General features: G+C 42.9%; 27 protein-coding genes and 2 pseudogenes. 11 read left to right on the top strand and 18 right to left on the bottom strand.

Features of this window, described 5'->3' with window-relative positions:
- Nucleotides 1–9: 9 nt before the first annotated feature.
- A complete protein-coding gene (locus tag UH38_RS17135; protein ID WP_407640460.1) occupies nucleotides 10–1,149 on the bottom strand; it encodes an MFS transporter in 1,140 nt (379 codons plus the stop codon).
- 295 nt (nucleotides 1,150–1,444) lie between these two features.
- On the opposite strand from UH38_RS17135, the gene UH38_RS17130 reads away from it, so the two are divergent.
- Together UH38_RS17130 and UH38_RS17125 are read left to right on the top strand one after the other, a co-directional pair.
- Nucleotides 1,445–2,476: a FecCD family ABC transporter permease gene (locus tag UH38_RS17130; RefSeq protein WP_045055900.1), complete on the top strand. Its 1,032-nt coding sequence runs from the start codon at nucleotides 1,445–1,447 to the stop codon at nucleotides 2,474–2,476.
- Nucleotides 2,473–3,519 carry a FecCD family ABC transporter permease gene (locus tag UH38_RS17125; protein ID WP_045055899.1) on the top strand — a complete coding sequence of 349 codons (1,047 nt, stop codon included), beginning with the start codon at nucleotides 2,473–2,475 and terminating at the stop codon, nucleotides 3,517–3,519. Before UH38_RS17130 ends, UH38_RS17125 begins: the two co-directional genes overlap by 4 nt.
- A 23-nt stretch (nucleotides 3,520–3,542) precedes the next feature.
- Here UH38_RS17125 and UH38_RS27920 read toward each other — a convergent pair whose 3' ends face one another.
- Together UH38_RS27920 and UH38_RS17120 are read right to left on the bottom strand one after the other, a co-directional pair.
- Nucleotides 3,543–3,674, bottom strand: a complete 132-nt coding sequence (locus tag UH38_RS27920) for a hypothetical protein (RefSeq protein WP_268748895.1) — start codon at nucleotides 3,672–3,674, stop codon at nucleotides 3,543–3,545.
- Between the two features lie 115 nt (nucleotides 3,675–3,789).
- The gene (locus tag UH38_RS17120) at nucleotides 3,790–4,668 is read right to left on the bottom strand and encodes an NmrA family NAD(P)-binding protein (protein WP_045055898.1); all 879 of its coding nucleotides are present in this window, start codon (nucleotides 4,666–4,668) and stop codon (nucleotides 3,790–3,792) included.
- 106 nt (nucleotides 4,669–4,774) lie between these two features.
- Here UH38_RS17120 and UH38_RS17115 point away from each other — a divergent pair, with 106 nt between their 5' ends.
- A complete protein-coding gene (locus UH38_RS17115) occupies nucleotides 4,775–5,713 on the top strand; it encodes an AraC family transcriptional regulator (protein ID WP_045055897.1) in 939 nt (312 codons plus the stop codon).
- Here UH38_RS17115 and UH38_RS28250 read toward each other — a convergent pair.
- The 4 genes and pseudogenes from UH38_RS28250 to UH38_RS17100 form a co-directional block, all read right to left on the bottom strand.
- Nucleotides 5,700–5,866 (bottom strand): annotated as a pseudogene (locus UH38_RS28250) (slipin family protein); the annotation flags it as partial. The gene UH38_RS17115 and the pseudogene UH38_RS28250 sit on opposite strands and share 14 nt — an antisense overlap.
- A gap of 73 nt (nucleotides 5,867–5,939) precedes the next feature.
- Nucleotides 5,940–6,449, bottom strand: a complete 510-nt coding sequence (locus tag UH38_RS17110) for a GNAT family N-acetyltransferase (RefSeq protein WP_045055896.1) — start codon at nucleotides 6,447–6,449, stop codon at nucleotides 5,940–5,942.
- A gap of 34 nt (nucleotides 6,450–6,483) precedes the next feature.
- Entirely contained in the window at nucleotides 6,484–6,894 is a 411-nt protein-coding gene (locus tag UH38_RS17105) for a VOC family protein (protein WP_045055895.1), read from the bottom strand.
- 159 nt (nucleotides 6,895–7,053) lie between these two features.
- The gene (locus UH38_RS17100; protein WP_235355318.1) at nucleotides 7,054–7,938 is read right to left on the bottom strand and encodes a helix-turn-helix domain-containing protein; all 885 of its coding nucleotides are present in this window, start codon (nucleotides 7,936–7,938) and stop codon (nucleotides 7,054–7,056) included.
- A 243-nt stretch (nucleotides 7,939–8,181) separates the two neighbouring features.
- Here UH38_RS17100 and UH38_RS17095 point away from each other — a divergent pair, with 243 nt between their 5' ends.
- Nucleotides 8,182–8,658, top strand: a complete 477-nt coding sequence (locus tag UH38_RS17095; RefSeq protein ID WP_045055893.1) for an anthrone oxygenase family protein — start codon at nucleotides 8,182–8,184, stop codon at nucleotides 8,656–8,658.
- A 223-nt stretch (nucleotides 8,659–8,881) separates the two neighbouring features.
- On the opposite strand, the gene UH38_RS17090 is transcribed toward UH38_RS17095, so the two are convergent.
- The gene (locus UH38_RS17090; protein ID WP_045055892.1) at nucleotides 8,882–9,256 is read right to left on the bottom strand and encodes a winged helix-turn-helix transcriptional regulator; all 375 of its coding nucleotides are present in this window, start codon (nucleotides 9,254–9,256) and stop codon (nucleotides 8,882–8,884) included.
- Nucleotides 9,257–9,359: 103 nt separating this feature from the next.
- Here UH38_RS17090 and UH38_RS17085 point away from each other — a divergent pair, with 103 nt between their 5' ends.
- Nucleotides 9,360–10,403, top strand: a complete 1,044-nt coding sequence (locus tag UH38_RS17085; protein WP_045055921.1) for a S1C family serine protease — start codon at nucleotides 9,360–9,362, stop codon at nucleotides 10,401–10,403.
- Nucleotides 10,404–10,564: 161 nt separating this feature from the next.
- On the opposite strand, the gene UH38_RS17080 is transcribed toward UH38_RS17085, so the two are convergent.
- On the bottom strand, nucleotides 10,565–11,740 hold the full coding sequence (locus tag UH38_RS17080) for an acyltransferase family protein (protein WP_045055891.1): 1,176 nt from the start codon (nucleotides 11,738–11,740) through the stop codon (nucleotides 10,565–10,567).
- A 1,051-nt stretch (nucleotides 11,741–12,791) separates the two neighbouring features.
- Here UH38_RS17080 and UH38_RS26835 point away from each other — a divergent pair.
- The 4 genes from UH38_RS26835 (at nucleotide 12,792) to UH38_RS17065 (ending at nucleotide 15,663) form a co-directional block, all read left to right on the top strand.
- Entirely contained in the window at nucleotides 12,792–12,962 is a 171-nt protein-coding gene (locus tag UH38_RS26835) for a hypothetical protein (protein ID WP_160295982.1), read from the top strand.
- Nucleotides 12,963–13,143: 181 nt separating this feature from the next.
- Nucleotides 13,144–14,466, top strand: a complete 1,323-nt coding sequence (locus UH38_RS17075) for a 1-acyl-sn-glycerol-3-phosphate acyltransferase (RefSeq protein WP_045055890.1) — start codon at nucleotides 13,144–13,146, stop codon at nucleotides 14,464–14,466.
- Between the two features lie 4 nt (nucleotides 14,467–14,470).
- The gene (locus tag UH38_RS17070; protein ID WP_045055889.1) at nucleotides 14,471–14,845 is read left to right on the top strand and encodes a nuclear transport factor 2 family protein; all 375 of its coding nucleotides are present in this window, start codon (nucleotides 14,471–14,473) and stop codon (nucleotides 14,843–14,845) included.
- A 152-nt stretch (nucleotides 14,846–14,997) separates the two neighbouring features.
- The gene (locus UH38_RS17065; protein ID WP_045055888.1) at nucleotides 14,998–15,663 is read left to right on the top strand and encodes a gamma-glutamylcyclotransferase; all 666 of its coding nucleotides are present in this window, start codon (nucleotides 14,998–15,000) and stop codon (nucleotides 15,661–15,663) included.
- A 153-nt stretch (nucleotides 15,664–15,816) separates the two neighbouring features.
- Here UH38_RS17065 and UH38_RS17060 read toward each other — a convergent pair whose 3' ends face one another.
- Together UH38_RS17060 and UH38_RS17055 are read right to left on the bottom strand one after the other, a co-directional pair.
- Nucleotides 15,817–16,305 (bottom strand): pentapeptide repeat-containing protein, encoded by a 489-nt coding sequence (locus UH38_RS17060; RefSeq protein ID WP_160295981.1) that lies wholly within the window; start codon nucleotides 16,303–16,305, stop codon nucleotides 15,817–15,819.
- Between the two features lie 86 nt (nucleotides 16,306–16,391).
- Nucleotides 16,392–16,595 (bottom strand): hypothetical protein, encoded by a 204-nt coding sequence (locus UH38_RS17055; RefSeq protein WP_045055886.1) that lies wholly within the window; start codon nucleotides 16,593–16,595, stop codon nucleotides 16,392–16,394.
- A gap of 263 nt (nucleotides 16,596–16,858) precedes the next feature.
- Between UH38_RS17055 and UH38_RS17050 the strand changes: the two genes are divergently transcribed.
- Nucleotides 16,859–17,134, top strand: a complete 276-nt coding sequence (locus tag UH38_RS17050; RefSeq protein ID WP_045055885.1) for a hypothetical protein — start codon at nucleotides 16,859–16,861, stop codon at nucleotides 17,132–17,134.
- On the opposite strand, the gene UH38_RS28245 is transcribed toward UH38_RS17050, so the two are convergent.
- Both UH38_RS28245 and UH38_RS17045 read right to left on the bottom strand, forming a co-directional pair.
- Complete coding sequence (locus tag UH38_RS28245) at nucleotides 17,097–17,177, bottom strand: element excision factor XisI family protein (RefSeq protein ID WP_407640459.1); 81 nt, start codon at nucleotides 17,175–17,177, stop codon at nucleotides 17,097–17,099. The two genes, UH38_RS17050 and UH38_RS28245, sit on opposite strands and share 38 nt — an antisense overlap.
- A 26-nt stretch (nucleotides 17,178–17,203) precedes the next feature.
- Complete coding sequence (locus UH38_RS17045; protein ID WP_045055884.1) at nucleotides 17,204–19,015, bottom strand: discoidin domain-containing protein; 1,812 nt, start codon at nucleotides 19,013–19,015, stop codon at nucleotides 17,204–17,206.
- 836 nt (nucleotides 19,016–19,851) lie between these two features.
- On the opposite strand from UH38_RS17045, the pseudogene UH38_RS25505 reads away from it, so the two are divergent.
- A pseudogene (locus tag UH38_RS25505) lies at nucleotides 19,852–20,031 on the top strand (gamma-glutamylcyclotransferase); the annotation flags it as partial.
- 123 nt (nucleotides 20,032–20,154) lie between these two features.
- On the opposite strand, the gene UH38_RS17040 reads toward UH38_RS25505, so the two are convergent.
- The 5 genes from UH38_RS17040 to sufB all read right to left on the bottom strand — a co-directional run bounded on the left by UH38_RS17040 (nucleotide 20,155) and on the right by sufB (nucleotide 25,617).
- Entirely contained in the window at nucleotides 20,155–20,373 is a 219-nt protein-coding gene (locus UH38_RS17040) for a hypothetical protein (RefSeq protein WP_045055883.1), read from the bottom strand.
- A 360-nt stretch (nucleotides 20,374–20,733) separates the two neighbouring features.
- Nucleotides 20,734–21,996, bottom strand: coding sequence for a SufS family cysteine desulfurase (locus UH38_RS17030; protein WP_045055881.1), 1,263 nt, complete (start codon nucleotides 21,994–21,996; stop codon nucleotides 20,734–20,736).
- A 26-nt stretch (nucleotides 21,997–22,022) separates the two neighbouring features.
- Nucleotides 22,023–23,372, bottom strand: coding sequence for a Fe-S cluster assembly protein SufD (gene sufD / locus UH38_RS17025; protein WP_045055880.1), 1,350 nt, complete (start codon nucleotides 23,370–23,372; stop codon nucleotides 22,023–22,025).
- Nucleotides 23,372–24,154 carry a Fe-S cluster assembly ATPase SufC gene (gene sufC, locus UH38_RS17020; protein WP_045055879.1) on the bottom strand — a complete coding sequence of 261 codons (783 nt, stop codon included), beginning with the start codon at nucleotides 24,152–24,154 and terminating at the stop codon, nucleotides 23,372–23,374. Before sufC ends, sufD begins: the two co-directional genes overlap by 1 nt.
- Nucleotides 24,155–24,183: 29 nt before the next feature.
- The gene (gene sufB / locus UH38_RS17015; RefSeq protein ID WP_407640458.1) at nucleotides 24,184–25,617 is read right to left on the bottom strand and encodes a Fe-S cluster assembly protein SufB; all 1,434 of its coding nucleotides are present in this window, start codon (nucleotides 25,615–25,617) and stop codon (nucleotides 24,184–24,186) included.
- Nucleotides 25,618–25,708 lie beyond the last annotated feature (91 nt).

Raw genomic sequence — 25,708 nt, 5'->3', positions numbered from 1 at the left:
TGATATCTTTTAGCGCTCGGCAACAGACGGGTAGTGATGCAAAAAGACGATGAAATAAAGAATGGCAGCGATCGCACTAGCACTACCCAAGCCAAATGCTGCCCAGCTTCCTATCTGCTGCCATAGCCACCCTGCTAGCAGACTCGCCAGTAGCAATGAGAAACCTGCGACCAAGCTCAAAAAACTAAAAGCTGTTCCCCGCGACATCGGAGTAATTGTTGCTGCTACCATTGCCAGCAAAACACCCTGAGTAATGCCTTGATATAGCCCATACAGCCCCAACAAAAGCCAGACTTGCCAGGGTTGCCTGGCGATCGCCAACCCCCCATAGGTCAGCGCAAACAGCCCTAGCCCAACTAAAAATACATTACGCCGACTCAGGCGATCGGATAGCCAACCTGCTGGATAGGCGCTTACTGCCGAACCCGCATGGATCGCTGTCAACACGAGCGGTACTGCCGTAAAGGAAATACCCACATCCTTCGCCTTAAGCAATAGAAAAGCGTCACTAGAGTTCCCTAAGTTAAACAAACATACCACCACGACCAAATGCCAGTAATTGACTCCAAGCTGCTGAAGTGACTGCCACCGTAGCCCAGATGCTTTAGATTTTGAGGAGGGCTGGGCGAACGGTGGAGCTTGAATTCCCCAAATCAGCAATCCAACTGCTAAGAAAGCTGGAATCATGGCAGCCCAAAAGACCAGTCGGGTATTTTGTCTAGAGACAGCTAATAGGATCGTGGCAACAATCGGTCCTAGCAATGCCCCGATTGTATCTAGCGTATAGCGCAAGCCATAGGCGGCTCCGCGTTGATGTTCTGGGGTTGCATCTGCCACCAATGCATTTCGGGGAGCCACTCGAATTCCTTTCCCCATTCGATCGCCCATTCTTGCTGCCAAGATCCAGCCTGGACTTGTTGCAATGGGATACAACGGAATCATCAGTGCTGAAAAGCCATAGCCCAATACAGCCGACCATTTGCGGTGCTGTCCGCCGCGATCGCTAATCAGTCCCGAACCAACTTTCAGCCCCGCCGCTGTTACTTCAGCGATGCCCTCAATTGCCCCTACAGTCACTAAACTTGCACCTAGCATCGACACTAGAAATAGTGGCAAGACCGATTGAATCATTTTGGAACCGATATCCATCAACAAGCTGACCCAACCGAGTACCCAAACCTGTCGGGGTAGCGGAGGCAAATTAGGAAGCGACTTCACTGCGATCTTAGAAACTCCTCTGATTCAATAGATTTCTTACAAAAGTAGGCAATTTGATCCCCCTGGAGTCCCCCTTTTATTAGTACTAAGTAGCATTTAAGCTAGTCTTTGGCAAGTACAATCGGCAAGTAAGGGCAACTGTTGCGCTCACTTATCTGTAAAATAATTGTCAATAGTTCGCAATTAGCAATTCTGGAGCGATAAAGTATAAAACGATGCATTTACAATTACCAAAACGCTTGCCGTGTCATCTAGAGTCATAAAAAAGCTACAACTCCCGCCCCCAGTTGGTTTAATCGTAGGGCTGGCAATATTGCTAATTTGCTTCATCCATAGCGTCAGATTGGGTGCAATAGACATACCTTTGGGTCAAATATTGGCATCCTTTATCGCTTTTGACGGTTCAGACAATCATTTAATTGTCCAGACGATCAGATTACCGCGATCGCTAGTAGCAATACTTGTCGGTTCGTCTTTAGCAGTATCGGGAGCATTAATGCAAGGCTTGACGCGCAATCCTTTGGCAGAGCCAGGGATTTTAGGGATTGAGTCAGGAGCAGCACTGTTTGTAGTAGCAACAATTTTTATATTTGGCAGTTCAAGCTTGAGCATTTTAACGCTTGCAGCTATGTTAGGTGCAGCAGCTACAGCAATTGTAGTTTACGGGCTTGGTTCGCTAGCAAGGGGAGGAGCTACGCCCCTAAATATAACAGTAGCAGGTGCGGCAATAACGGCTCTGATTTCCTCACTCAACACTGCAATCTTAATTCTCAGCCAACAAACTCTAGAACAAATTAGAGTTTGGTTAGCAGGTTCGCTAAATGGTGTCGATGTCAATATCCTCTTGCAAGTGCTGCCATTTGCCAGTGTAGGACTAATTTTTGCTTTTGCTCTAGGTAGACAAATTACAACTATTAGCCTGGGTGAAGATGTCGCCAAAGGCTTGGGTCAACAGGCAAATTGGGTGAAAATTCTTACAGCTATCAGCGTTGTTTTACTCGCAGGAAGTTCAGTCGCCCTAGCAGGACCAATAGGCTTTATTGGCTTAGTCGTTCCCCATATAGTGAGATTTTTTATTCCAGCCGATTACCGTTGGATTTTGCCTTATAGCGCCATTACAGGCGCAACTTTACTGTTAGTGGCAGATATAGCAGCGCGTGTCTTGCTCAAGCCCCAAGAACTACCAGTAGGTGTGATGACAGCCTTAGTTGGCGGTCCCTTTTTTATCTACTTGGCTAAGTCAAAGGTGAAAAAATGAAGTTAGATTGGCTAGTCATCCGATCGCAGTCGATCTCCTGGCGGTTAGATCGCCGCGTGCCACAAATATTGCTAAGTCTGACAGTAGTATTGGCAATAGCAATAGTCATCAATCTAGGACGGGGTGAATATCCGATCGCGCCCTTGGATATTATCAAGACCGTATTGGGTATAGACACGGGAAACCCACAGCATTCCTTCGTCATCAACACCCTACGTTTACCACGTACTTTGGTTGCTTTTCTAGTAGGTGTTGCCTTGGCTATTTCTGGGACGATTTTTCAAGGTTTAACTGGCAACCCTTTAGCTGACCCTGGCATTATTGGCATCAATGCGGGAGCAAGTCTTGCTGCTGTTACAGTTATTGTGCTATTTCCGTCAGCGCCAATTTACACCTTGCCGTTTTCAGCTTTTGCAGGTGCTTTACTTATGGCGGCTCTAATTTACTCGCTAGCTTGGAGCAATGGTAGTTCGCCAATTTTGTTAATTTTAATTGGCATTGGTTTATCGGCGATCGCAATTGCTGGCACTAACTTACTCATTACCTTTGGACAAATTTCTGACGTTAGTAATGCTTTGGTCTGGTTAGCTGGGAGCGTCTACGGACGTACATGGGAACAAGTATTTTCCTTATTACCTTGGTTAATAATTTTCGTACCAATGGCGTTGATATTAGCTAGACATTTAGATGTTTTGAATTTGGGCGATGATATCGCTAAAGGTTTAGGTAGCCCTGTAGAATGGCAACGCAGTTTGCTCATCCTCGTAGGTGTAGCTCTAGCAGGTGCAGGAGTTGCTACTGCTGGAACCATTAGTTTTATTGGTCTAATTGCACCGCATTTAGGGCGACAGTTGGTAGGGACAAATCATCAAGGGCTAATTCCCACATCAGCCATGTTAGGGGGAATAATTGTAGTTTTGGCAGATTTGGTAGGACGAACTATGTTTGCACCAATTGAGATTCCTTGTGGAGTAGTGACTGCTGCTATTGGAGCGCCTTATTTTGTCTATTTGTTAATTCGTCATCGGCAAAAACAAAGTTGAGATCCTCTAGCTCTCCTTCTGCCTCAACAAAACCATCTATCAACGCGATAAGGTAGGTGGGAAACAGTAAGGTAGGCTTGTAGACTTGTAGGGGTAAATGAGTAAGCGATCGCCTTGCTCCAGTTGGGCGATCGCTCTAATACTGCTTCATACAAACTTTCTTTGTTTTGGAAATAGTAGTAACAGTTTCAAATCGCTTCATGCGTACAGAGCTTAACGAACAGAAGCATTGCCAAAACGTTACTGAAGCTAAAAGCGCGATCGCAAGTCCTATCTCAGAAGCGGTATCAGCGAATTACAGGCAAACTCAGCAAAAGTAGTTGGCATTGTTTTACTACTACTTGGTTGTGCTGGTTTAAAGTCTGGACTACTTAACCCTCTCCACATTTGGGTGTATTGAGCCGCTACGTCTAAACTTGCACCTTGACTTAACATGACATCGTTAAATTGCTCGTAACTAATTTGTTTGTGAGTAATTGTCTTTCCCAATAACTTACTTAGAATCGCTGCTGCTTCATCAAAGCTAATATTTGCAGATCCTTGCAACCCCATAATAGAGCGTCCTTGCCAAGAACTATCGAGGAGTAAATCGGCAGCAACTTGAGCAATATCGCCAGTAGCAATTTGCCGAAAACGTTGTTCGCCTGCAAGCGGTAAAAACACACTAGATTGAGTCTGCAATGGTTCTAATTGATGGAAGTAATTTTCCATAAAATAATCTGGGCGCAGGTGAATAATATTGCTAGCAACTGCATCAAGCTGTTGTTCAACTGTACGCAGGCTGGAAATTACTCCTAACCCTGTCTCAAGATGCGCTCCTACACTAGAAAGATTGACTACACGGACAATATTGTTAGTTTTTACTGCATTAGCTGCGCTACGAGCTAACTTCTCATACCAAGCAGAGACATCTGCTGAATTGAAACTGTTAGGCGATACCCAAAATAGTGCTTCTGCTCCTTTAGTTGCTTCTATAACGAAAGCTGAATCGTCAATCGAACCTGAAAATACTTTTGCTTGCTGTCTGACAGCATCGCTTAACTTTTCTGCATCTCTAACCAACAAAATTAAATCTGCACCATTTGCTAGCAAACGTTCGGTAACTTGCTGCCCTACATTTCCGGTTGGGGTAGTAATTGCGATCGCCATAAATACCTCAATAAAATTCAGCTATGTATATCTATAACTCCCGCGTTGTAGACGAACAATGATATAAAAGCCATACTATTTGTCTAATCGTCCAAATATAAATTTTATGGATGCGCTTACAGAAGTTCTCCAAACTACGTACTTGCACAGTCACTTTATCGGTAGAGCAGAACTTTCGGCTCCCTGGGGTATTCAAGTAGAGCAGCAAAAACACGCGGCTTTTCATATAGTTATGCAAGGAAGTTGCTGGCTTGAGGTAGATGGTTTGCAGCAATCCGTCTTGCTAAAAGCAGGAGACTTAGTTGTAATTCCCCAAGGACACGGGCATATTTTACGTAGCGATCGCCATACTCAGGCAATAATGCTAGAAGAGTTACTCGCCAAGCGTCCCCCCGATAGCGATAACGTGTTGTATTTTGGTGGTGGGGGTAGCAAAACTATCCTTGCTTGCGGTTATTTTTACTTTGCAGATTGGGATAATAACCCTTTGCTTGCGGCTCTTTCGCCCTTAATCCTCATTCAAGGTGAAGACGGACGAGCATTAGAATGGTTAGCAGCAACTTTACAATTTATAGCTTGCGAAACTGCATCAAATCGTCCTGGAGCGCAGACTATAATTACTAGGCTTTGCGATGTCATATTCATCCAGGCTGTACGCGCCTTTATTGCTAATTTGCCAGAGAGCGATCGCTCTTTGTTACAGGCTTTGAAAGATCCCAGTATCAGCCTAACAATTGGACTAATTCATCGCTATGTCGAACAACCTTGGACAGTATCTAGATTAGCAGAGCAAGTATGTATGTCTCGTTCTGCTTATGCAAGTCGCTTTAAACAATTGGTAGGAGATGCTCCCGTACAATACCTCACTCGCGTGCGAATGCGTAAAGCCGTTAGCCTACTCAAGCACAGTCAAGATAACCTAAGTAAAATAGCTCAAAAAGTCGGCTACGAATCTGAAGCGGCTTTTAGTAAAGCATTTAAACGCTGTATGGGTTATTCTCCTGGTGAATATAGGCGATCGCACAACAATCCTACTGGCGATTAATTTGAATCAAATCTGTCAAAATACTATCCAAGCTCCTATTTACTTGAATGCGATCTTTTCAGCAATTCGCTCCAATACCTCTAGTTCTTTCAAACGCAAGGCGACGGGGTTATCTTCCATTACTTTTGCGGTATTTAGCATACTACGAGTAGCTTATGAGTTGTAGGGTGCGTTGACTTGCAACGCACCCTTATATATGGCGATCGCGTTTTGGGGTTTAGAACCTTCAATATCTAACGTTTTCAGGATGCCAATCTTCCCGATTCAAGCGATAAATAAAGCAATCATCGTCACCAAATTGGCGGCGTTCGACATACTTAAATCCAAGCCTTTCGTAGAAGCGATGGGCGCGAGTATTGCTAGCAAGCGGATCGATAATTACAGCCGTTACAGTTGGCTCGGCAAAGCAGCGAGCAAGTGCAAGTTGCATCATTTTTGTACCATAGCCTTTGCCTAAATCGTTAGCTTCTCCAATCCAAATATCAATAGCGCGCAGATTTGCTGCGACATCTCCCCAATAGTGACTATCTTCTCGCGCCGGATCGATAATTTGCATAAATCCAATCGAGCGATTATCTATTTCCGCAATCAATTGTTCCCGCCAATCGGGATTACGATCTAGTTCCACCTCCCAGTGCCAATCATCGTTAGGATCGCAGGCGATGACATGGGGTTGCTCATCCCAGTGTTGCAGTAGCTTTAGATCGGCAGAGGTAGCAGGGCGTAAATTAAGCATAATTTGACAACTTCCTTTCTTAGTTGCGATCGCTCTATTCACTTGCATCGACATATGCGGCTGAATCTGTCATCCACTGAACGAGTTGCAGCACAACACCGTTTGGATCGGTAACTTGAAAGAACCTCTCGCCCCAAGGTTCAGTCTCAATCGCCGTCGTAATCTGTACGCCTTCGGCTTGCAATCGTGCGTATTCGCGATCGATATTGTCTACTACAAAAACAACCAGCAGACCATCCGCTCGATGTCCGCGCATATTGCTGGGCTTGAAGCTTTCTAGTCCAGTTTGCAGGAAAATCAAATTAAACCCAGCATCTTGCCTTGAGAGTGACGCAAAACCGTCGGCTGACATCTCTTCTTGGAAACCAAAATGTTGTTTGATGAATGTAGCCGATGCCCTAACATCATCGACGTTAAGTGAGATTGCTGAAGCGGTAATTTGCATGGTTTCCCTCTCCATTCATGCGGTCTTTGATTGTGGCACATCACCTTTCTTGTTGCCAGTGTAGAGAACATGGTCAGACATACCTAAGCTCTCTGGCGTTCGTCCAGTTGCCTCGATTAAATCTATCCAAGCCTCAACTTGTTTAAGTAGTTCTTGCAGCTAAGTTGCTCTATAAGCTGTTGGAGTCATGCCTGTAAGTTGGCGAAACTGTTTGCTTAAGTGGCTGTGGCTGTTAAATCTACACTCTAAGGCAATATCTATAATGGAGCGATCGCGCTGTTTCAACAACTGCTTGGCTCGTTCTATGCGTTGCTGGAGTAAATACTGATAGGGAGCAATATTTACTCTTTGCTTGAACAGATGGCTGAAGTGGAATTGACTCATGTCTAACAACGCTGCTAAATCTGCCAGCTTAATTTCTTGGTGTAAATGCTCGTCTATATACTCTAAAACTTGCAGTAGTTGATGTTGCGGCAATCCACCTTCGTAGATTTGTAATTGAGGTTTATTGCTGGCATATTGCCGCAGTAAATGAATAGCGAGAATATTGGAGAGCGAATCAACGTAGATGCTGCTAAAATTTTCCTGTTGCAGTTCAGCCAGTAGCATCAAGCCAATCGCTTCAAGTTGGCGATCGCGAAGTCGAAACTCAGGCACTAATTCCAGCCTATTAGGACTTTTCTTTAAGGCTTCTTTAGCTACGTTCTCAAGGAACTGCGAGGCAATCCGAATCTGCATATAGCAATCTTCTCCCTCCCAGCGAGCAAAACATGGCATCTCGGCAGGGGTAATTGAAATGTCACTTTTACCATACAGACTAGCGTGCGTTTTGCCGCCCTTAATCTGTAAAAATTGTACGGGGCGAGGTGCAAGCGATAAGCAAATTGCGTGTTCGTCGCGATAATGCGTCCTACCTTCTCCTGATGGATGTTGAAATTGCTCTACCACAATGTTTTCCCAGCCCTGGTTTTGGCTAGATAAGAGAGGCAAGCAGTCTGCTTCAGGCAGATGGGTAGCAGCAGTCATTACACAAACCCAATTCATCTTACTTTGATTGTATTGGCTGTGGAAAACTTATGTGACAAATAGCTCGCAAGATTGTGATAGTGCTACAAGAATTAGATAGCTAAGGAGGAGATGTCTGCCTAAGCTGAAAGGGTAATGCATCCAAAGTAAATATGACACATTTATTACACATCGAGGCAAGCCCACGCGCGAAAAGATTCCATTCTCGCCGCACGACTCGCGAGGCAAGTTGAGCAGTAATTTATCTGAGGCTTGATAGTCATGGTTGACAACTTACGTCCTTTAACTCTTTTAGCTGCTTTAGGTTGCGGATTAGTTGCAGGGGTTTTCTTTGCCTTCTCAACTTTTGTAATGAATGCCCTTGCTAGGCTGCAACCAAGTCAGGGAATTGCAGCGATGCAGTCTATCAATATCACAGCAATCTCGCCATTATTTATGCTTGCTTTATTTGGTACAGGAGCAGCTTGTTTAGTTCTAGCTGTCTCCTCAATTTTAAAGTGGCAGCAGCCAGCTTCCATCTACTTATTTGTTGGCGCTTTACTCTATTTAGTCGGTTCTATTGTAGTAACGATCGCATTTAACGTGCCTCTCAATGATGCTTTAGCGGTTGTCAAACCGGAAAGTTCAGAAGGTGCAAACTTATGGGCGAGATACTTGACAAATTGGACGTTTTGGAACCACGTCCGCACAGGATCGTCGCTCGCTGCTGCTGCATTATTTTCGCTTGCGCTCTACTGAATTTAACATCTTTAGGGTGCGTTGCGGACAATGCACTCTACAAGATTTGCGATCGCACTACGATTGACAATTAATCCGAATTAACTCTGTCAAAATGCTATCCAAGTTGCCATTTACTTAAATGCGATCGATTTTCTCAGCTATCTGCTCTAATTCTTCAGCCTTGCATTGCAACTATTGTAGTATCAAATCTAACACGGGTTTATGATATTAGCCATTACGATTACAGCAGTTTGCGATCGTATCTATTACGGGCTGCTTCTACTTCAGGAATATGGGTTTCAGCCCACTTGCAAAGCTGACACAACGGTTCAATTAGCGTTTCACCTAATGGCGTTAACGAATACTCAACCATTGGCGGAACAACAGGGTAAACCATGCGACTAACAATTCCATCGCGTTCTAAACTACGCAAAGTTTGCGTGAGCATTTTCTGCGATATACCGCCAATTTCTCTTTGCAATTCACTGTAACGCTTCGTACCTTTTGATAGACAATAAATAACGATCGCCGTCCACTTATCCGCAATCAAGTCTAAAACTTGCCGCGACGGACATTGGGCATTGCATACACTAATTTCTGGGTAGTTACGCACCATAAAGTATGTATAGCACTTTTGAGTGCCTTCTTGGCAAAAAGCGGGCATTATTGACAGAATCAAAAAAATACATTTACCCCTCTATATGAAAGCAGGAGCAGCTATGACTTACAATCTGCAACTGGTATCTAACGATCGCTACGATGAGGGGACACCAACCCCGATAAACACCGTTACTACTGCTGACGAAAAGTTACTTGACGCTTATTCCCAAGCTGTAATTAGCGTTGTCGAAAAAGTCAGCCCAGCAGTAGTAAATATCGACGTGCAAAGGCAGCTAAGAGGTAGAAGGCGCAACAACCAAGCTTTTGCTCAAGAAGTACGCGGAAACGGCTCAGGCTTTATTTTTACTACTGATGGCTACATTCTTACCAATAGCCATGTCGTCCACAATGCAACAGGGCTAGAAGTAACATTATCTGACGGTCGCCATTTTGCCGCCGAAATGGTAGGAGACGATCCAGAAACAGATATAGCAGTAATTAGAATCCACGCCCCAAACTTAGTAGCAGCACAGTTAGGTGATTCCCAATTGCTCAAAGCTGGACAACTAGCGATCGCCATTGGCAACCCCTACGGCTTCCAAACTACCGTGACTACAGGCGTTGTTAGCGCGTTAGGACGCTCTTTTCGGGCTAGGTCTGGTAGGCTAATTGATAATATCATCCAAACAGATGCAGCCCTCAATCCTGGTAATTCTGGGGGTCCTTTGGTGACATCTCACGGCGAAGTTATTGGCATCAATACAGCCGTAATTATGTCTGCACAAGGTATTTGCTTTGCTGTACCAATTAATACAGCCAAAACAATCCTCACTCCATTAATTAAAGATGGCAAAATCCAGCGCGGTTATATCGGAATTGGCGGGCAAAACGTCCCCTTACCTCGCCGCGTAGTGCTATTTCACGAACTGTCAGTAGAAAGCGGCGTATTGGTAATTTCTTGCGAACACAATAGTCCAGCCCAAACAGCAGGAGTAGTTGAAGGCGATGTGATTGTAGGGATGAACAATCAACCAATCGCCAGTATCGACGATTTGCATAAACTACTTACTCACGAACAAGTCAAAGTGCGATCGCAACTAACTATAATTCGGCACAACGAAAAGCTAGTGTTAGATATTATCCCAGAAGAGTCTCGTTCTTAAAGTCCACCAACTTTTGTAGGACTACCGCTCTTTCTTCATCTCTACTAGCAGGTTGTTTAAATCCTAGCTTTTCATATAGTTTGGGTAGAAATACATCAACTCGTCCGAGGGGGAGTCAACCACTATTGAAGTTTTCTCATTGTCTAGCTCGCGGGAATGCTTTAATCGAGAAGCCTACTCATTTTGTGTACGACCTGGTCTGGAATCTTGGAACGGTCAAATTTCTGGATTAGCCAACTCGCTACGTAAACTAAAGCAATAGTCAGACCGAAAATTAGCACGCTAGCAGTGCCAGTTGATAAGTTTATGCCCTCAGAAAATAATTTAAGTACAATTCTCCGGAGGGCGCGAATAAATGGCTCGTGAGTTAGATATATGTAGTAGGACCAAACACCAAGTAAAGTTACCCACTTAAACACATTAGAGATAAATTTTTGACAAAAGTATGCCAAATACAGTATCCATAAGATCGAACCTAGAGAAATTACAAAGTCTGCAAAAATCCATCCCCATAGCCCAACACATAAGAGAACTTGCCCTACTATCCAGATCAGCATTCCTACTAATCCTGTGTAGCGATTGAGCAGAGTTTGATTTACCTTATGATTGTCACGTATGAGCGCAACTGCAGCAAGTGCACCTAATGTAAATTCAGCAATCCTTGAGGGAAAAAAACCAAAGGGAGCGCGTCGTTGGAACAGACCAAAAATTTGGTCGGGGTGGCGGTCTAATGGTGCAACTGGATCGGGAAATAGTCCGAAAAATTGACTATGACTATAAATAATTGGCAAACCGTCTAACCAGTAAATTGCCAACGCACGATAAACAAACTCAATTATTGACACTGCTGAAAGAAAAAGCAGGTAATCCCAAATAGTAGAACACTTTCTTAGGAAACTATACAGCAAAGGGAAGACTAAATAGCAACTGAGAATGAATGGAACGTACCAAAACGCGCTAGTGGGTCCGCTCATGAATTGCTCAAAAAAGTTTCTTAATAAGAAAAAATCTAAGAATGTCTGAACTACATTTGGTTTGATTTCTCCTTGAAACATCTGAAGAATAATTAATAATGGTAGCGAGCAAAGCACAGTAAGCCAGTAAACTGGTAACAATTTTCTAATTCGTCTAAAGTACCAAGCTTTCCCTTGGGGATTTTCATTACGACTTAAGCAAGAATAGGTGAGACCAAAACCACTTAAAACTATAAAAATATGAACTCCTTGCCAACCAAACCACTGACCTTGATAGTGAACTAAAACTACCCAAGCAATGGCAATACCTTTACAGAAATTTGTCAAGTTCAGAATATTAAATTCGTTTTTTGAGATTTTCATTGTAAAGAATTTACTCAGCAAATTTTTTTAACAGAAGTAGGAAAAGTAACCTCTCTAACAATCTGTAGTCTGCTAGTGCAGCAATTTCCAAATGGTTTAGTTAAGCTAAAAAACAGATTGTATAGATGGATAAATGTACATCTACAACTAACATTGGTATCAAAACACTGGAGTTAGCTTAGGAGACTTTCGATTAATAGCAAGCTCTATCAGAGCAGTTAAACTATATCTAGCTTTTACTACTATGATTTTTCATATAAAAGAACTATGCAAACTAATTTATCCATCAGTTAATCTAGACTGGCTTTGATTCTAGATACATCCTTACTCACAAGCGTGTAAGCAGCTTGAATGGATAAACTTGTAATTGATGTATTTATGATTAAATTTAAAGCTTTATGGAGGAGTATCACCGACTTCCGCCATAATATTGAACTCGCTCATTGGTGCAAATAAGTATGCGCTTCCCCGATCTCTGTGACGGTTTTCTTGCAGCCAATTCTTAGAGTTTACCATAATAAATATTATGTGAAAGACGATATGTCTGATAAAACTGCTAGGCTGAGTTATCTCGTCATGCTATAAGCTAATTCAAGCTCTGCGCTCTCTCTTAAGATAGATTTTGAATGCCAGTTCTAGCGGAATTGATATCGAGCTTTGCATATTATAGGTAAAACACGGCAGGTATTCAGTAGTCGCCAAAACGAAATTGAAGCGCGGAAAATTGCCTAGTGGCTTAATCACCAACGTTAGCTACTGGAAGACTCTTATGACAAAACTATTGCTACAATCGTCGGCATCGCTACTTGGCTAAAAGCCCAGAATTTTCTCCCCTTTTGCCGTTTCAGAAAATGTCTTCCCTGAAAAATCTTTTATGGCAATGTATAAAAAGTAACATTGTATGGTATTGTGCCAATTAAAATGCTGGAACGCTAAAACATCTGTTTCACAAATCGAGTCAGCACAATAAGAAAAAGCAGTGGTTGCAGCTTTTGATTGCAAAACTGGTTGTTAAAGCGAACGTGCTGATTTTTGGAAGGACAGGTAAGTGATGCTTCAGAAACTAATATTAGCCGTAACGATGACGTTTGCCCTTAACCTATTATTAGGTACACGCCTACCTGCCAACACTCAGGCTGACTTCAACGCTAAAGTTGATGTAGCAAAAATTCTGAAAGCCCGAATAATTGGTCTTAACCCTGCGTCAACTTTTGAAAGATAAAAAATATCTAAACCAGTCGCGTACTCTAATAAAGTGCGATCGCGGACAGTAGTTAATAATATCTAATAGACAATATTTGTTGAGAAATTAGGATTTTAGAAGATATAAAGAGATAATTTTGCCTATAAGTCCAAAATTATTTGCCTATTCCCTGTATTTTAGGGCTATTGTTTTACCGCCGATGCACGTCCAGCGACCCCTAGAATTTATTTCCCCAGCTTATAACCCTTTAGTTTTAAGGGCTACTCAATTAGTATTGCCTGCATGGTTAAAATCGCGTAAGGCTATTACTGACATTCAAGCGGACAATGTAGAAGTTTTAGCAGAACTTTATCACCAGTTTCAAACAGGTAAAATCCGGTTTCTGCTTGCTTTTCGTCATCCTAGCACCGACGACCCTTTGTGTATGGCATATTTACTTGCCCATATTTTGCCACAAGTTGCCAAAGAGCAGAATATGCCCCTACAATACCCCTTGCATTCTCATTTTATCTACGATCGCGGCATTCCGCTGTGGGCTGGAGTACGAACAAGCTGGTTATATTCGCGCCTAGGTGGTATTCCCATTCATCGCGGTAAGGTAGACCGCATGAGTTTGAAAGTAGCTAGAAATCTTTTTGCTAATGGTAACTTGCCTATGGCTGTAGCTCCAGAGGGAGCAACTAACGGTCACAATGAAATTGTTAGTTCCCTCGAACCAGGAGTAGCGCAATTAGGCTTTTGGTGCGTTGAAGATTTACTTAAAGCTGGACGCACAGAACAAGTTTTTATTGTCCCAATTGGTATTCAATATAGTTACGTTGAAGCACCTTGGCAAGCTGTGGAGCAGATTTTAAGCCAATTAGAAACAGATAGCGGTTTAGAACCACAAGAAGAAAGCCTTTATCGACGGCTGTATCAGTTAGGAGAACATCTGCTGAAATTGATGGAAGATTTTTACGCTCAGTTCTATCCGCAAATGCCTAAAATTACAGCTACAGAATTTACAACTCGACTGCAAGCATTACTAGATATTGCCCTCAAAGTAGCAGAACAGTATTTTAATATTTCATCTAGTGGTAGTTTAAGCGATCGCTGTCGGCGAGTAGAACAAGCAGGCTGGGATCGCATCTACCGAGAAGATATCAAGAACTTAGATGCACTATCTCCACTAGAGAGAGGACTTGCCAATCGCATTGCTGAAGAGGCAAATCTGCGAATGTGGCATATGCGCCTAGTAGAAAGTTTCGTAGAAGTAACAGGCGATTACGTTCTCAAAAAACATACTGTAGAACGTTTTGCCGAAACAACTTTGTTGCTGTGGGATATGATGACACGTATCAAAGGCGGTAATCCATTTGCGCGTCCGCGATTGGGTAAGCAAAGGGTACAAATGACAATAGGCGAACCTATATCAGTTTCCGCACGTTGGGAAACCTATCAAGCCAACCGTCGCAGCGCCAAACAATCTATAACCGATCTGACACGCGACTTACAAACTGCACTAGAAAAGATGATTAAGTAAATATATGGCAGAGATAGCGATCTTAGAAGAAAAACTGCGGCAAGCTATGCTTAATAGCGACGTGCAAGCACTAGATGAATTAATCGCTGACGATTTAGTGTTTACGATGCATACAGGTTTAGTCATCAATAAGCAAGACGACTTGGAAGCACATCGAACTGGGATGCAAAAGTTTACCAACATCGAGCTTGACGAACAACAAATCCGCGATTATCGCGATCTTGCTGTTGTTTCTGTTAAAGCAGTTTTGACAGGAAAGTTCAACGGGCAGCCATACTCAGCAACTTACCGCTTTACTCGCGTTTGGGTGAAGCGTCAGAATCAGTGGCAAATCGCAGCAGGTCATATTAGCCAGGTTAGCGATGCCCGTTTGTTTTAAGAATTGATAGTACATTAATCCCTATTGATTCGCTAAAATGGAAATTTTGTAGAGTAATCTGAAAAGCTTGCCTTGATAGTAAGGATGAGGAAATTGCGATCGCATAGCTTGCCTGCCAAATTATATCAATCGAGTAAGAGAGGATTTGTCTGGTGACACTGACTCGGATGGATCTGGAATCGAGTCGTTTGCAAGCGATGATTTCACAGGCAGGATTGGGTTGGCATCTATTAACTGAGGAGCAGCTACAGCAGTCGATTGATGATATTCTGCAACAACGTCAAGGCTCTGATGTCTGGATTTTTGCTTACGGTTCGCTAATTTGGAACCCTATTTTTTTATACAGCGATCGCTGCGTCGGTACAGTCTACGGATGGCATCGTCGCTTTTGTCATTGGACTCCTGTTGGTCGCGGTACTCCAGATAATCCTGGCTTAGTTTTGGGACTAGATCGCGGGGGAAGTTGTCGCGGCGTTGCCTACCAAATTGCAGCTAGCGATGTTGCTACAGAATTGCAGTTACTTTGGCGACGAGAAATGATTGCTGGAACTTATATTCCTCGCTGGGTGAAAGTGTTTATAGGCGGGAAGATTGTAGAAGCGATCGCTTTTGTCATCAATCGCCAGCATTCACTGTACGCGCGTAGTTTATCTTTGGATGCAACTATTGAGAGCATTGCTACAGCAAGCGGTCAACTTGGCTCCTGTGCTGATTATTTGCTGCAAACAATTGATGGACTAGCTACAGTGGGGATCAAAGATGAGACATTGAACTTACTTGGCGATCGGGTAGTAGCAAGGCAACAACTTAAGTCTTAATTGCAGAAAGAGCGATCGCTTATCTTTAATAGACTATGCATACCTTAAGGTCATGCGCGAGGAGATGACGCTGCTACCATCCATAAACAGTAATAGGGTATGTTGAATTTGCAACGTACCCTATTACTAACTGGGGATGACAATTTAATACACTCAATCTGGAACGGGATGGGGTCCTTTCAAGAAAGTTCCATCTGGGAGAGTAGTATCGCAAAAAAGAGCACTTTCGTACCAAGCTCCCCCATCATTGGCTCCAGTCATATCGGCTCCAGTCAAGTCAACCCCAGTCATATTAGCTCCACCGAGGTTGGCTTCCATCAAATCAGTACGAATCAACTTAGCTCCTCCAAAATCACAATTTCTCAAATCACAACCACTAAAGCAACTTCCGGTCAAATTAGTGAGAATAAATTTACATCTAACCATTTTGGAGCGACTGAAGTTACAACCACGCATATCGTTGGCACTGAAGTTAGTACCACTAAGATCCCCTTCTCCCAAAACAGTTCCAGTAATGGCTTGTCCAATGGGATTGTTCTTTTCCCAACCAGTCGCTCTACTGAGGTCAGCATCGGTGAGTTCAATTCTAAAGAAATCTCTCTCTCCAGCAGCATAGCGAGCGAAAAATTCATCGGCAGTCATCTTCATAGTTTAGCAACGCACCCTACCGCTAACTACTAGGGACGATAATCAAGAATTTGAGCAGGACTGATGTTTATCGTTCAGTTCTATTCTTTAGCAGAATTGATAGCAGCCTTAATTTTTGCCAGAAAAGTGTTTTTATCATCTGCTACTGATAGTAGTGTCACATCTTTTCTCAAGGCAGCAATTTCTTGGAGGACGGATACGCGATCGCGACCCAGCGCTGCTTGACTTTCGACATAGGCAGGAATTTGGTCGTGGTCAAGGTACATTATTTCTGCTGAACTCATAATAGCTCTCCCTCTGAGTCTAAGATGTAAGTCTGCATATTATCGGCATTGCAAGATTGAGTTATTACGTATAAAAATCCTCCTACTATTTCCATTCTGGAAATATATCTTCGGGTCAATGATAGTGCAGATACTAAACTACATAGTCTCTCCCATTGTAGCTCTGTAGGTGTTTCGGGCATATAATCGTATTTTATTGCTTTTTCAGCTTCAGTAGTATCGTTAGGTTTTGTGGGATGGGTAGTGCCACATAAGTAATGATAATGGCTATATTAGAGCTATTTGTTAGCGAATTTACTAATAATCTAAGCGATACTGTCTACGACGCTGCCACAGACTCTAGCAGCCTGCGATCGCTACGATTTGCTTACTGCTATTCTGCACGAGACGGGACACCTAGCAACGCACCCTACCGCTACCTAGCCACTCCCTACTTAGAAGTTGCGATCGCAGCGCTAGCACAAACTATAGATGAGATGAGGAAAAAATTCAGTAGAGACTTTAACCTACAGCGGAATCTGTTAGTTGGCGCATTTTAGGAGTATGGAAGCCGATAACTATGTCTTGTTTTGGTACTTTTATTTCAATTAATTCGTAGACTCTATCTATTAGTATTCTGCTGCTCCGATATCGCGTGCAGACCCTCTAGGCGCAGAATTGCCGTAAATGTCTTGTGATGAATTTGCCCACGATAAATCTACATTGGTTGCTGCATTAATCGCAGAGCTACCAGATCGAGTACGGAAGTTAGCGTTTGCAGGATCTACAAACATGGGATCTACCTTCAGAGATGTTGAAGCGGGACTATTAGATCCGGCAATGAAAAATAACTGAGGTCCAGTGTAGGAAGCGGCTTGCCAATAAATATTATTTGATTCGCCAAACTTTGCATCCGACTCGACTAAATATCTATGGGGATTTTGACTTGCCACCATAATGTTGTTACGTGCTTGCAAAATATCTGCGCTACATCCATCAATGCATAAAATACCACCGTTGAGCCAATATCCCGTATTGTGATAAAACTCTGTACCTGGATTAGCTCCCCAGCTACTTTTGTATCCTCGTACCATCAATAACTCTCCACCCCGTTTTTGCAAGCGATCTAGCGTAGTAGAGTCGATGTAGGGCGATTTAAATCCCAAAGCGCTATATACGTTGTAAGCATACTTATTGTTTTCCGCTCGATCGTCACTGCTACCGCCAAGCTCGGTAAAAGTAGACTCGCGCAAGCTTGTATTATAATGAACGTAGTTATTGCTGCCCTTGTAAACTTCCACGCTTGCACCATCAACTTCGTAGTCTTCCGAACAGCCAACATTGCCCTCAAAGTAGTTGTAGGCTACCTCGTTATAATCGCCGTTGAGTAATATTCCCCAAGCACCTGAATCATCGTCGTACTTCTGAGCGGTAAGACTATTCATGATGTTGTTAAACGTCAGTTTGTTATATAGCGCTTTGTTGTGCGAAGAACCTTCTCCAAAACGGATGCCAGCAGTAAAACCGCTTGCCTGGCTATAACGCACGATGTTATGCGAACTGCCGCTTCTGGTATCGAAGCCAATTAACCACCCGACAGGTTGAGATTTACATTTTTGAGCGTTTGCAGACCCCCCTGGCTTAGTTGCCCGTACCTTAATGTACTCAAAAAGTTGATGTTGCCCAGTAATTTTGACGACTTCATTGCTCTCGGCTACCTTGTCGATCGTAGGTCTAGAAAGATTGGAACTACCATAAGCACCAAACGCAATTGGGGCGCTGCTGCTGCCAGTCCACCTTGCATTTAGGGGTCCTGCGAAAGTACAACCTCGTTTGAGCAGCAAACTGTCGCCTGGATTTAGTGTTAGTGGATTACTCCAACGGTTAACCGGATTCAGTGTTTTCCAGGCACTACTTGGGGTCGTACCTGCATTATTTGTATCGCTGCCATTGGTGCAGTCTACATAGTATGTTTTGTTTGTTGGTACGCCTTCTACAACAACTTGTCTGATGGCGAGCTTATTGCCACGATTAATGAGCCGCAAGTATCTTCCTTTTTGACTAGAGAACCCATATCGCTCCAAGTTGCCTGTGCGTTGGCTGTTCTGGTTGGCTAAGACTCGCTTCCAACTAATCCCGTCCGTCGATACATCCACATCGAAAGTGGCAGTGCTGTCACCATCATAGAACTTAATCTTTACGGCGTTTACTGTTGCCAACCCACCTGTATTGAGTTCGAGGTACTGACCATTGCCATCAGCACTCCACCAAGTATTGTCGTTATTATCGAGAACATCAGTCGCTTTACCTGTGGCATTCTTCGAGCTAGTTGTTGCATCCGCAATGAAAAGGTTGTTTGTATTTTGAGCTACTACTGGATTAATCGAACTACTAATGGCGGTAGCGCAGATAATAACAACTATGGAACTTTTTAATATCATATAATCAATCCTTTCAATTCAAATAAAATCGATGCATCTTTTGCTTGACGCATATGTTCTGTTTTGGTGATACTTTCTAGCATTCATACTTTTTGCATCCACTTAAAGTTCACAGCTTATATATGCAAGCGTCTTATTTTGCTAGCCTAAGAATGGCAAACAAAAAGCGATCGCATCTGTGGATGTCGGCTGTCAAGAAAATATAATGTTTGCTCAAATGCTGCTAATACATTTTTTCTTCTAGGGCATTGCCAACTAAGACATGACTTGGTTTCTCGTTGTCTGTGCCCAGGCTAGAAGCTTTTATGTGACGAGCGATGCCCACGCAAAAATTCGCGCAGCGACCATCTTATACTGCTGAATATATAGCTATATGGCTGCACTAATTACTACTATTGCTTCTAGTAGTCTAAAGTGCGATCGCCTCTCTTGTATGGTGCGTTTTCAAAACGCACCATACAATTTAATTCAACTTAATTATAAAAATTATTAGCTGTTTTCTTTGCAACATAAATTGCTGCTACTGTTTTGTGAGTTTTAGCATATCAAAATTTATATGATTGTTTATTTATAAATATTTAATCAATTAAAATCATTAACAAAAACAGCAGATATACGCATATAATTAATAACTTCATATTACTTTACGTATATCTGCTGTAGCCAAATTATTAATAAGTTATTAGCAAACTATTTATCAACCAATCAATTCCATAGTGCGTTTAACTAAGTTCTCCGCAGTTAACCCATTTAGCGCCATCAATTGAGTAGTCGAGCAGTAGTAGGGTGCGTTGACTTGCAACGCACCCTATCGCTAACTAGATCGCGGGGGTAGTTGTCGCGGCGTTGCCTATCAAATTGCAGCTAGTTATGTTGCTACGAAATTGCAGTTACTTTGGCGACGAGAAATGATTGCCGGAACTTATATTCCTCGCTGGGTGAAAGTGTTTATAGGTGGGAAAATTGTCGAAGCGATCGCTTTTGTCATCAATCGGCAGCATTCACTATATGCATAAGGACGATAAATCAAGGATTTGAGCAGGACTGATGTCTAGCGTTCAGTATCGCCAGATTGATCTGTTACGTATAAGCTGATAGACAGTAATGCTAAACAGCATTTGAGATTATTTAGCCAATGCTTAAGAACTTTGACGATTACCCTTCTCCACTCGCTCGATTGCAGCACGAGCTTTTTCTAGGGTAACTTCGGCTGAATCAGTAGCATTGATAAAAGCAATACCAGGTCTATTTTTTAGCTCACTAATAAGTTCTTGAGGTGGTGTACCAATCAGGGTAGCTTCCTTGAACTGTTTAACTAATTCATCAGTGCTAAGATTTTTGAGATTACTTACGCTCATTAAATAAATTCTCCTTGGGCATTAATGATAAAAAGGGTGGTATTTTCTGCCAGAGTTGAACTTCTAGAATGAATATATAAAAAGTCTCCTGTAACCTCAATCTTATACACATACCACTGAATTTGAGGCAATCCATTGATTAAATTGCACAGTACATACCATTGCAACTCTGAAGACATTTTTGATTTGGGCAAATTTGGACTTCGATTTTTTCAACCTCATTAATATTTACTCTACTTTCGCTCCTATAGCTAGCAGGAAGTAATAGCAAGATCGATACCGCACGCTGGCAATTAGGACAGCGCAGCCATTACATTTCCTGCTGATGCACAGAAGAACTAAGAACAAATTACAGTTTCTTTAACCGAAGATACTGCCAAAAAACTCTACAGCTTCCCGCAAAGCAGTAATAAATACATCAATTTCCTCGCGAGTGTTATAGAAAGATAAACTAGCTCTAGCTGTAGATTGTGCCTTCAAGTAGCGGTGCAAAGGTTGAGTGCAATGATGTCCCGCACGAATCGCCACCCCAGCTTGATCCAAGATCGTAGATAAGTCGTGAGGATGAACATCGCCTGCTGTAAAAGAAGCCAGCGCCGCTCTACCTAAACCTGCTACTTTGGGTAAAGGTCCATAAGTGCGGATTTCAGGAATTTGCCCTAATTGCTCGAACAAATAACCAGTTAATTCAGCCTCGTAAGTATAGATTTTATCCATACCGATATTGCTAAGATAGTCTACCGCTGCCCCTAATGCGATCGCTTCTGCAATAGCTGGCGTTCCGGCTTCAAACTTATGCGGTAAATCGGCATAGGTAGCGCTATCTAGATATACATCGGCAATCATCTCACCACCGCCCAAAAATGGAGGCATGGAGCGCAGTAAATCTAACTTGCCATACAAAAAGCCAATTCCAGTCGGAGCGCACATTTTATGCCCAGAAGCTACCAACCAATCGCAGTCTAATTTCTGCACGTCGATAGGCATATGGGGGACACTTTGGCAAGCATCCAGTAATACTTTAGCGCCAAACTGATGCGCGATCGCCGTAATTTCCGCAATCGGATTAATACAACCTAATGTATTAGAAACATGAACAACTGCAACCAACTTAGTTTTCTCGGAAACTAGAGACTTGAACTGTTCGAGATCGAATTCTTCTGTTTCGGTTAATTCCACAAACTTGAGTACAGCACCAGTTCTTTGCGCTAGCAACTGCCAAGGAATAAGATTGCTGTGGTGTTCCATCACCGACAACACGATCTCATCACCAGCTTTTAAATTACTATTACCCCAACTATAAGCAACTAAATTAATTGCCTCAGTTGCATTGCGAGTAAAGACAATTTCTTGACGCGAAGCCGCCTTTATAAAAGCAGCAACTTTATCTCGCGCACCTTCGTAAGCATCTGTCGCCTTAGCACTTAGAGTGTGCACGCCTCTATGCACGTTGGAATTATATTGCTCGTAGTAGTCTTTTAAAGTATTGAGAACCAATAAAGGCTTTTGAGAAGTAGCCGCATTATCCAAATAGACTAGAGGTTTGCCATTGACTTCTTGATGTAGAATCGGGAAATCGGCGCGGACTAAATCGGCAAGAGTTCTTTCTTTAGTAACAGTCATCGTATATAAATAGTAAATTTACTTGTTTAAACTTCCGTCAAAGCATCCTTAACAGCAGTTGTAAGGCTTGCACGCAAAGACTCCAAAGGTAACTGATTGATAATTTCCGCTGCAAATGCATTAACTAAAAGATTGCGAGCATCATCAGCATTTAAGCCGCGACTTTGCAGATAGAACACCTCATCATCTTCTAACTGACTTACTGTAGCACCGTGAGAACACTTCACATTGTCAGCAGTAATCTCTAGCTGAGGCTTAGTATCAACTCTAGCTCTAGGAGATAAGAGCAGATTGCGATTCAACTGAGCGGCATTAGTTAGCTGAGCGGGTTTAGGCACAAACACCTTACCGTTAAATACCGCGTGCGCTCTATCTGCCACAATACACTTATGCAACTGATTGCTCGTACCATAAGGATAATTCAAAGCGATCGCACTATGAGTATCGCCTACCTGAGAGCCAGCAACGACTGTCAACCCATTTAGAGTAGTATCAGTTTGTTCTCCAGCCTGCAACACCTCTAAATTATGCCGCGAAAGCTTACCACCTAAGCTAACTGCATAACAAGCATAACGACTATCACGAGCTTGAGAGATCGCAGTCTTTCCTATATGAAAAGCCTCTGAACTCTCTCTTTCTACCCTAGTATGCTCAACTTGGGCGTTTTCCTCTACCCAAATTTCAGTTACAGCATTACTAAAATAAACTCTGTCTTCCTTTCTCTGGTGCGTATATTCTTCAACTACTGTCACCTGGCTACCAGATTCAGCCACCACCAAACAACGAGGTTGAGACACAACAGGTTCGTCACCAGCAGTAACAAACAATAGATGAATAGGAGTATCGACTACAACATTCTTATCAACCCAAACTACCGCCACATCAACAATCCCAGCAGTATTAAGAGCCGTAAAAACTTCTTGAGTACCTGGAATCTGGGCTAAATAATCTTGCAATTGCGATCGCTTTTCTACAGGTAAGCTAGCTAAATTGCTTGCTACAATACCATCAGGCAAATCGGTAACAGCCGATAATTCTGGTGCGTAAATGCCATTAACAAATACTACACGGCTATTTGCTGCTTCTGGCAATATTAGGGGGGCGATATCGGTGGGAGACTTTGCGTGCAACGTCTCTGCATTGGTAAATTTTACTTGACGCAGGGCAGATAAATCGGTAAACCGCCATTCTTCATCCCGCGTTGTTGGTAATGTATATAAATGTACTAGATCGCAAGCGCGATCGCGCAATTCCTGCAACCAAGACAACATCTCTGGTTCCAACACCTGCAGCTTTTGACCTTGACACTGCTGCAACAATGCAGTTAAAACAGCATCTCGATCTTTAACACCAACATCAACTATAGGCGAAATCATTACACTCCCACCTCAGCTTGCGCTAACACCCAATCGTAACCGCGTGACTCTAACTCTAGCGCCAACTCTTTACTACCACTCTTAATAATCCTGCCCTCAGCCATCACATGGACGTAATCGGGAACAATATAATTTAGCAGCCTTTGGTAGTGAGTAATCAAAATCGTGCTATTTTCTGGGCTAGCCAACTGGTTAACACCACCCGCAACAATCTTCAGTGCATCAATATCTAACCCCGAATCAGTCTCATCTAAGATTGCGACTTTCGGCTCTAAAATCGCCATTTGCAAAATCTCATTGCGCTTCTTCTCGCCACCAGAGAATCCTTCATTCACGCTACGACTCAGAAAAGCAGGATTCATCTTCACCACATCCAACTTTTCTTGAATCAAGTCGTCAAAATCGAACGAATCCAACTCCTCCAACCCCTGTTCTTTACGGCGGGAATTATAAGCCACCCGTAAAAAATCCAAATTACTCACCCCTGGAATTTCCAAAGGATACTGGAAGGCTAAAAACACGCCAGCCCTAGCTCTTTCCTCTGGTTCCATTTCTAGCAAATTTTCGCCCTCAAAAAGTACCTCACCGCCAGTCACCTCATAAGCAGGATGCCCAGCTAATACCTTAGAAAACGTACTTTTACCAGAGCCATTAGGACCCATAATCGCATGAATTTCCCCAGAGCGAACCTCTAAATTTACACCCTTAAGAATTGGACTTCCATCCACTTCCGCCGTCAAATCTTTAACTGACAGCACAACCCGACTATTTTCCCCAATCATCTTGCTTCCTCCTTCTCCTGCGGTTCGTTCTATCCAACACTTCCTTCTAGTTTCAGACTCAGTAATCTATCAGCTTCAACCGCAAACTCCATGGGTAGCTGATTAAATACGTCCTTACAGAAGCCGCTAATCATCATTGAAATCGCATCTTCTGCTGAAATACCGCGCTGAGAAAAATAGAACAACTGATCTTCGCCAATCTTAGAGGTAGAAGCTTCATGCTCAACCTTAGCTGTAGGATTTTGCACCTGAATGTAAGGGAAAGTATTAGCATGAGCGTTATCCCCAATCAGCATCGAATCGCACTGAGAATAATTGCGCGCGCCTTCCGCCTTGGGATTAATCTTTACTAAACCGCGATAGCTATTAGCAGAACTACCAGCAGAAATACCCTTAGAAATAATCGTACTGCGAGTATTTTTGCCCACGTGGATCATCTTCGTACCAGTATCAGCCTGCTGCTTGTGATTAGTCAGTGCTACTGAATAAAACTCACCTACTGAGTTATCGCCTACTAATACGCAACTAGGATACTTCCAAGTAATTGCTGAACCAGTTTCAACTTGAGTCCAAGAAATCTTAGAATTAACTCCCTGACACAAGCCGCGCTTGGTTACAAAGTTGTAAATACCGCCTTTGCCGTTTTCATCTCCGGCGTACCAGTTTTGCACTGTTGAATACTTAATCTCAGCATTATCTAAGGCAACTAATTCAACTACAGCGGCGTGCAACTGGTTGGTGTCGTACATCGGCGCGGTACAGCCTTCTAGGTAGGAAACCGAACTACCTTCTTCTGCAACGATTAGCGTGCGCTCGAATTGCCCAGTATCGCCGCTATTGATGCGGAAATACGTCGATAACTCCATCGGGCATTTGGTATTTTTAGGAATGTAGACAAAAGAGCCATCGCTAAATACAGCGCTATTTAATGCCGCAAAGTAATTATCGGCAACAGGAACTACACTACCCAAATACTTCTGCACCAATTCGGGATGTTCGCGCAATGCTTCCGAAATCGAGCAGAAAATTACGCCTTCTTTTGCTAGCTTCTCTTTAAATGTAGTAGCGACAGAGACGCTATCGAAAATCGCATCGACAGCTACGTTAGATAATCGCTTTTGCTCGGATAGGGGAATGCCTAACTTTTCAAAGGTTTCTAGTAAAGTTGGATCTACTTCTTCTAAGCTATTGAGCTTTGCCTTCTGTTTGGGCGCAGAATAGTAGATAATATCTTGATAATCAATAGTCGGGTACTTGACATTTTGCCAAGTAGGTTCTGTCATTTTCTGCCACTGGCGGTAAGCTTTGAGACGAAACTCTAGCATGAACTCAGGTTCTTCTTTTTTGGCTGAGATCAGGCGAATTACGTCTTCATTCAAACCCCTGGCAATTGTATCTGCCTCAATATTGGTGACAAAACCGTACTTGTAGGGCTGATTAACTAATGTTTTGATAGCACTCATCAGTAGTGTTCTCTTACGTTCTCTTGATTAATCTCTCTTTCGGCAGACGGGCGATCGCTACTTATCTCTAAACAGCTTTCACCATAGTACG

This window comes from Aliterella atlantica CENA595 (assembly GCF_000952155.1).
Lineage (GTDB): Bacteria > Cyanobacteriota > Cyanobacteriia > Cyanobacteriales > Chroococcidiopsidaceae > Aliterella > Aliterella atlantica.
Note: the sequence above shows the minus strand (reverse complement) of the source record. Positions and strands in the feature narration are given on the sequence as shown.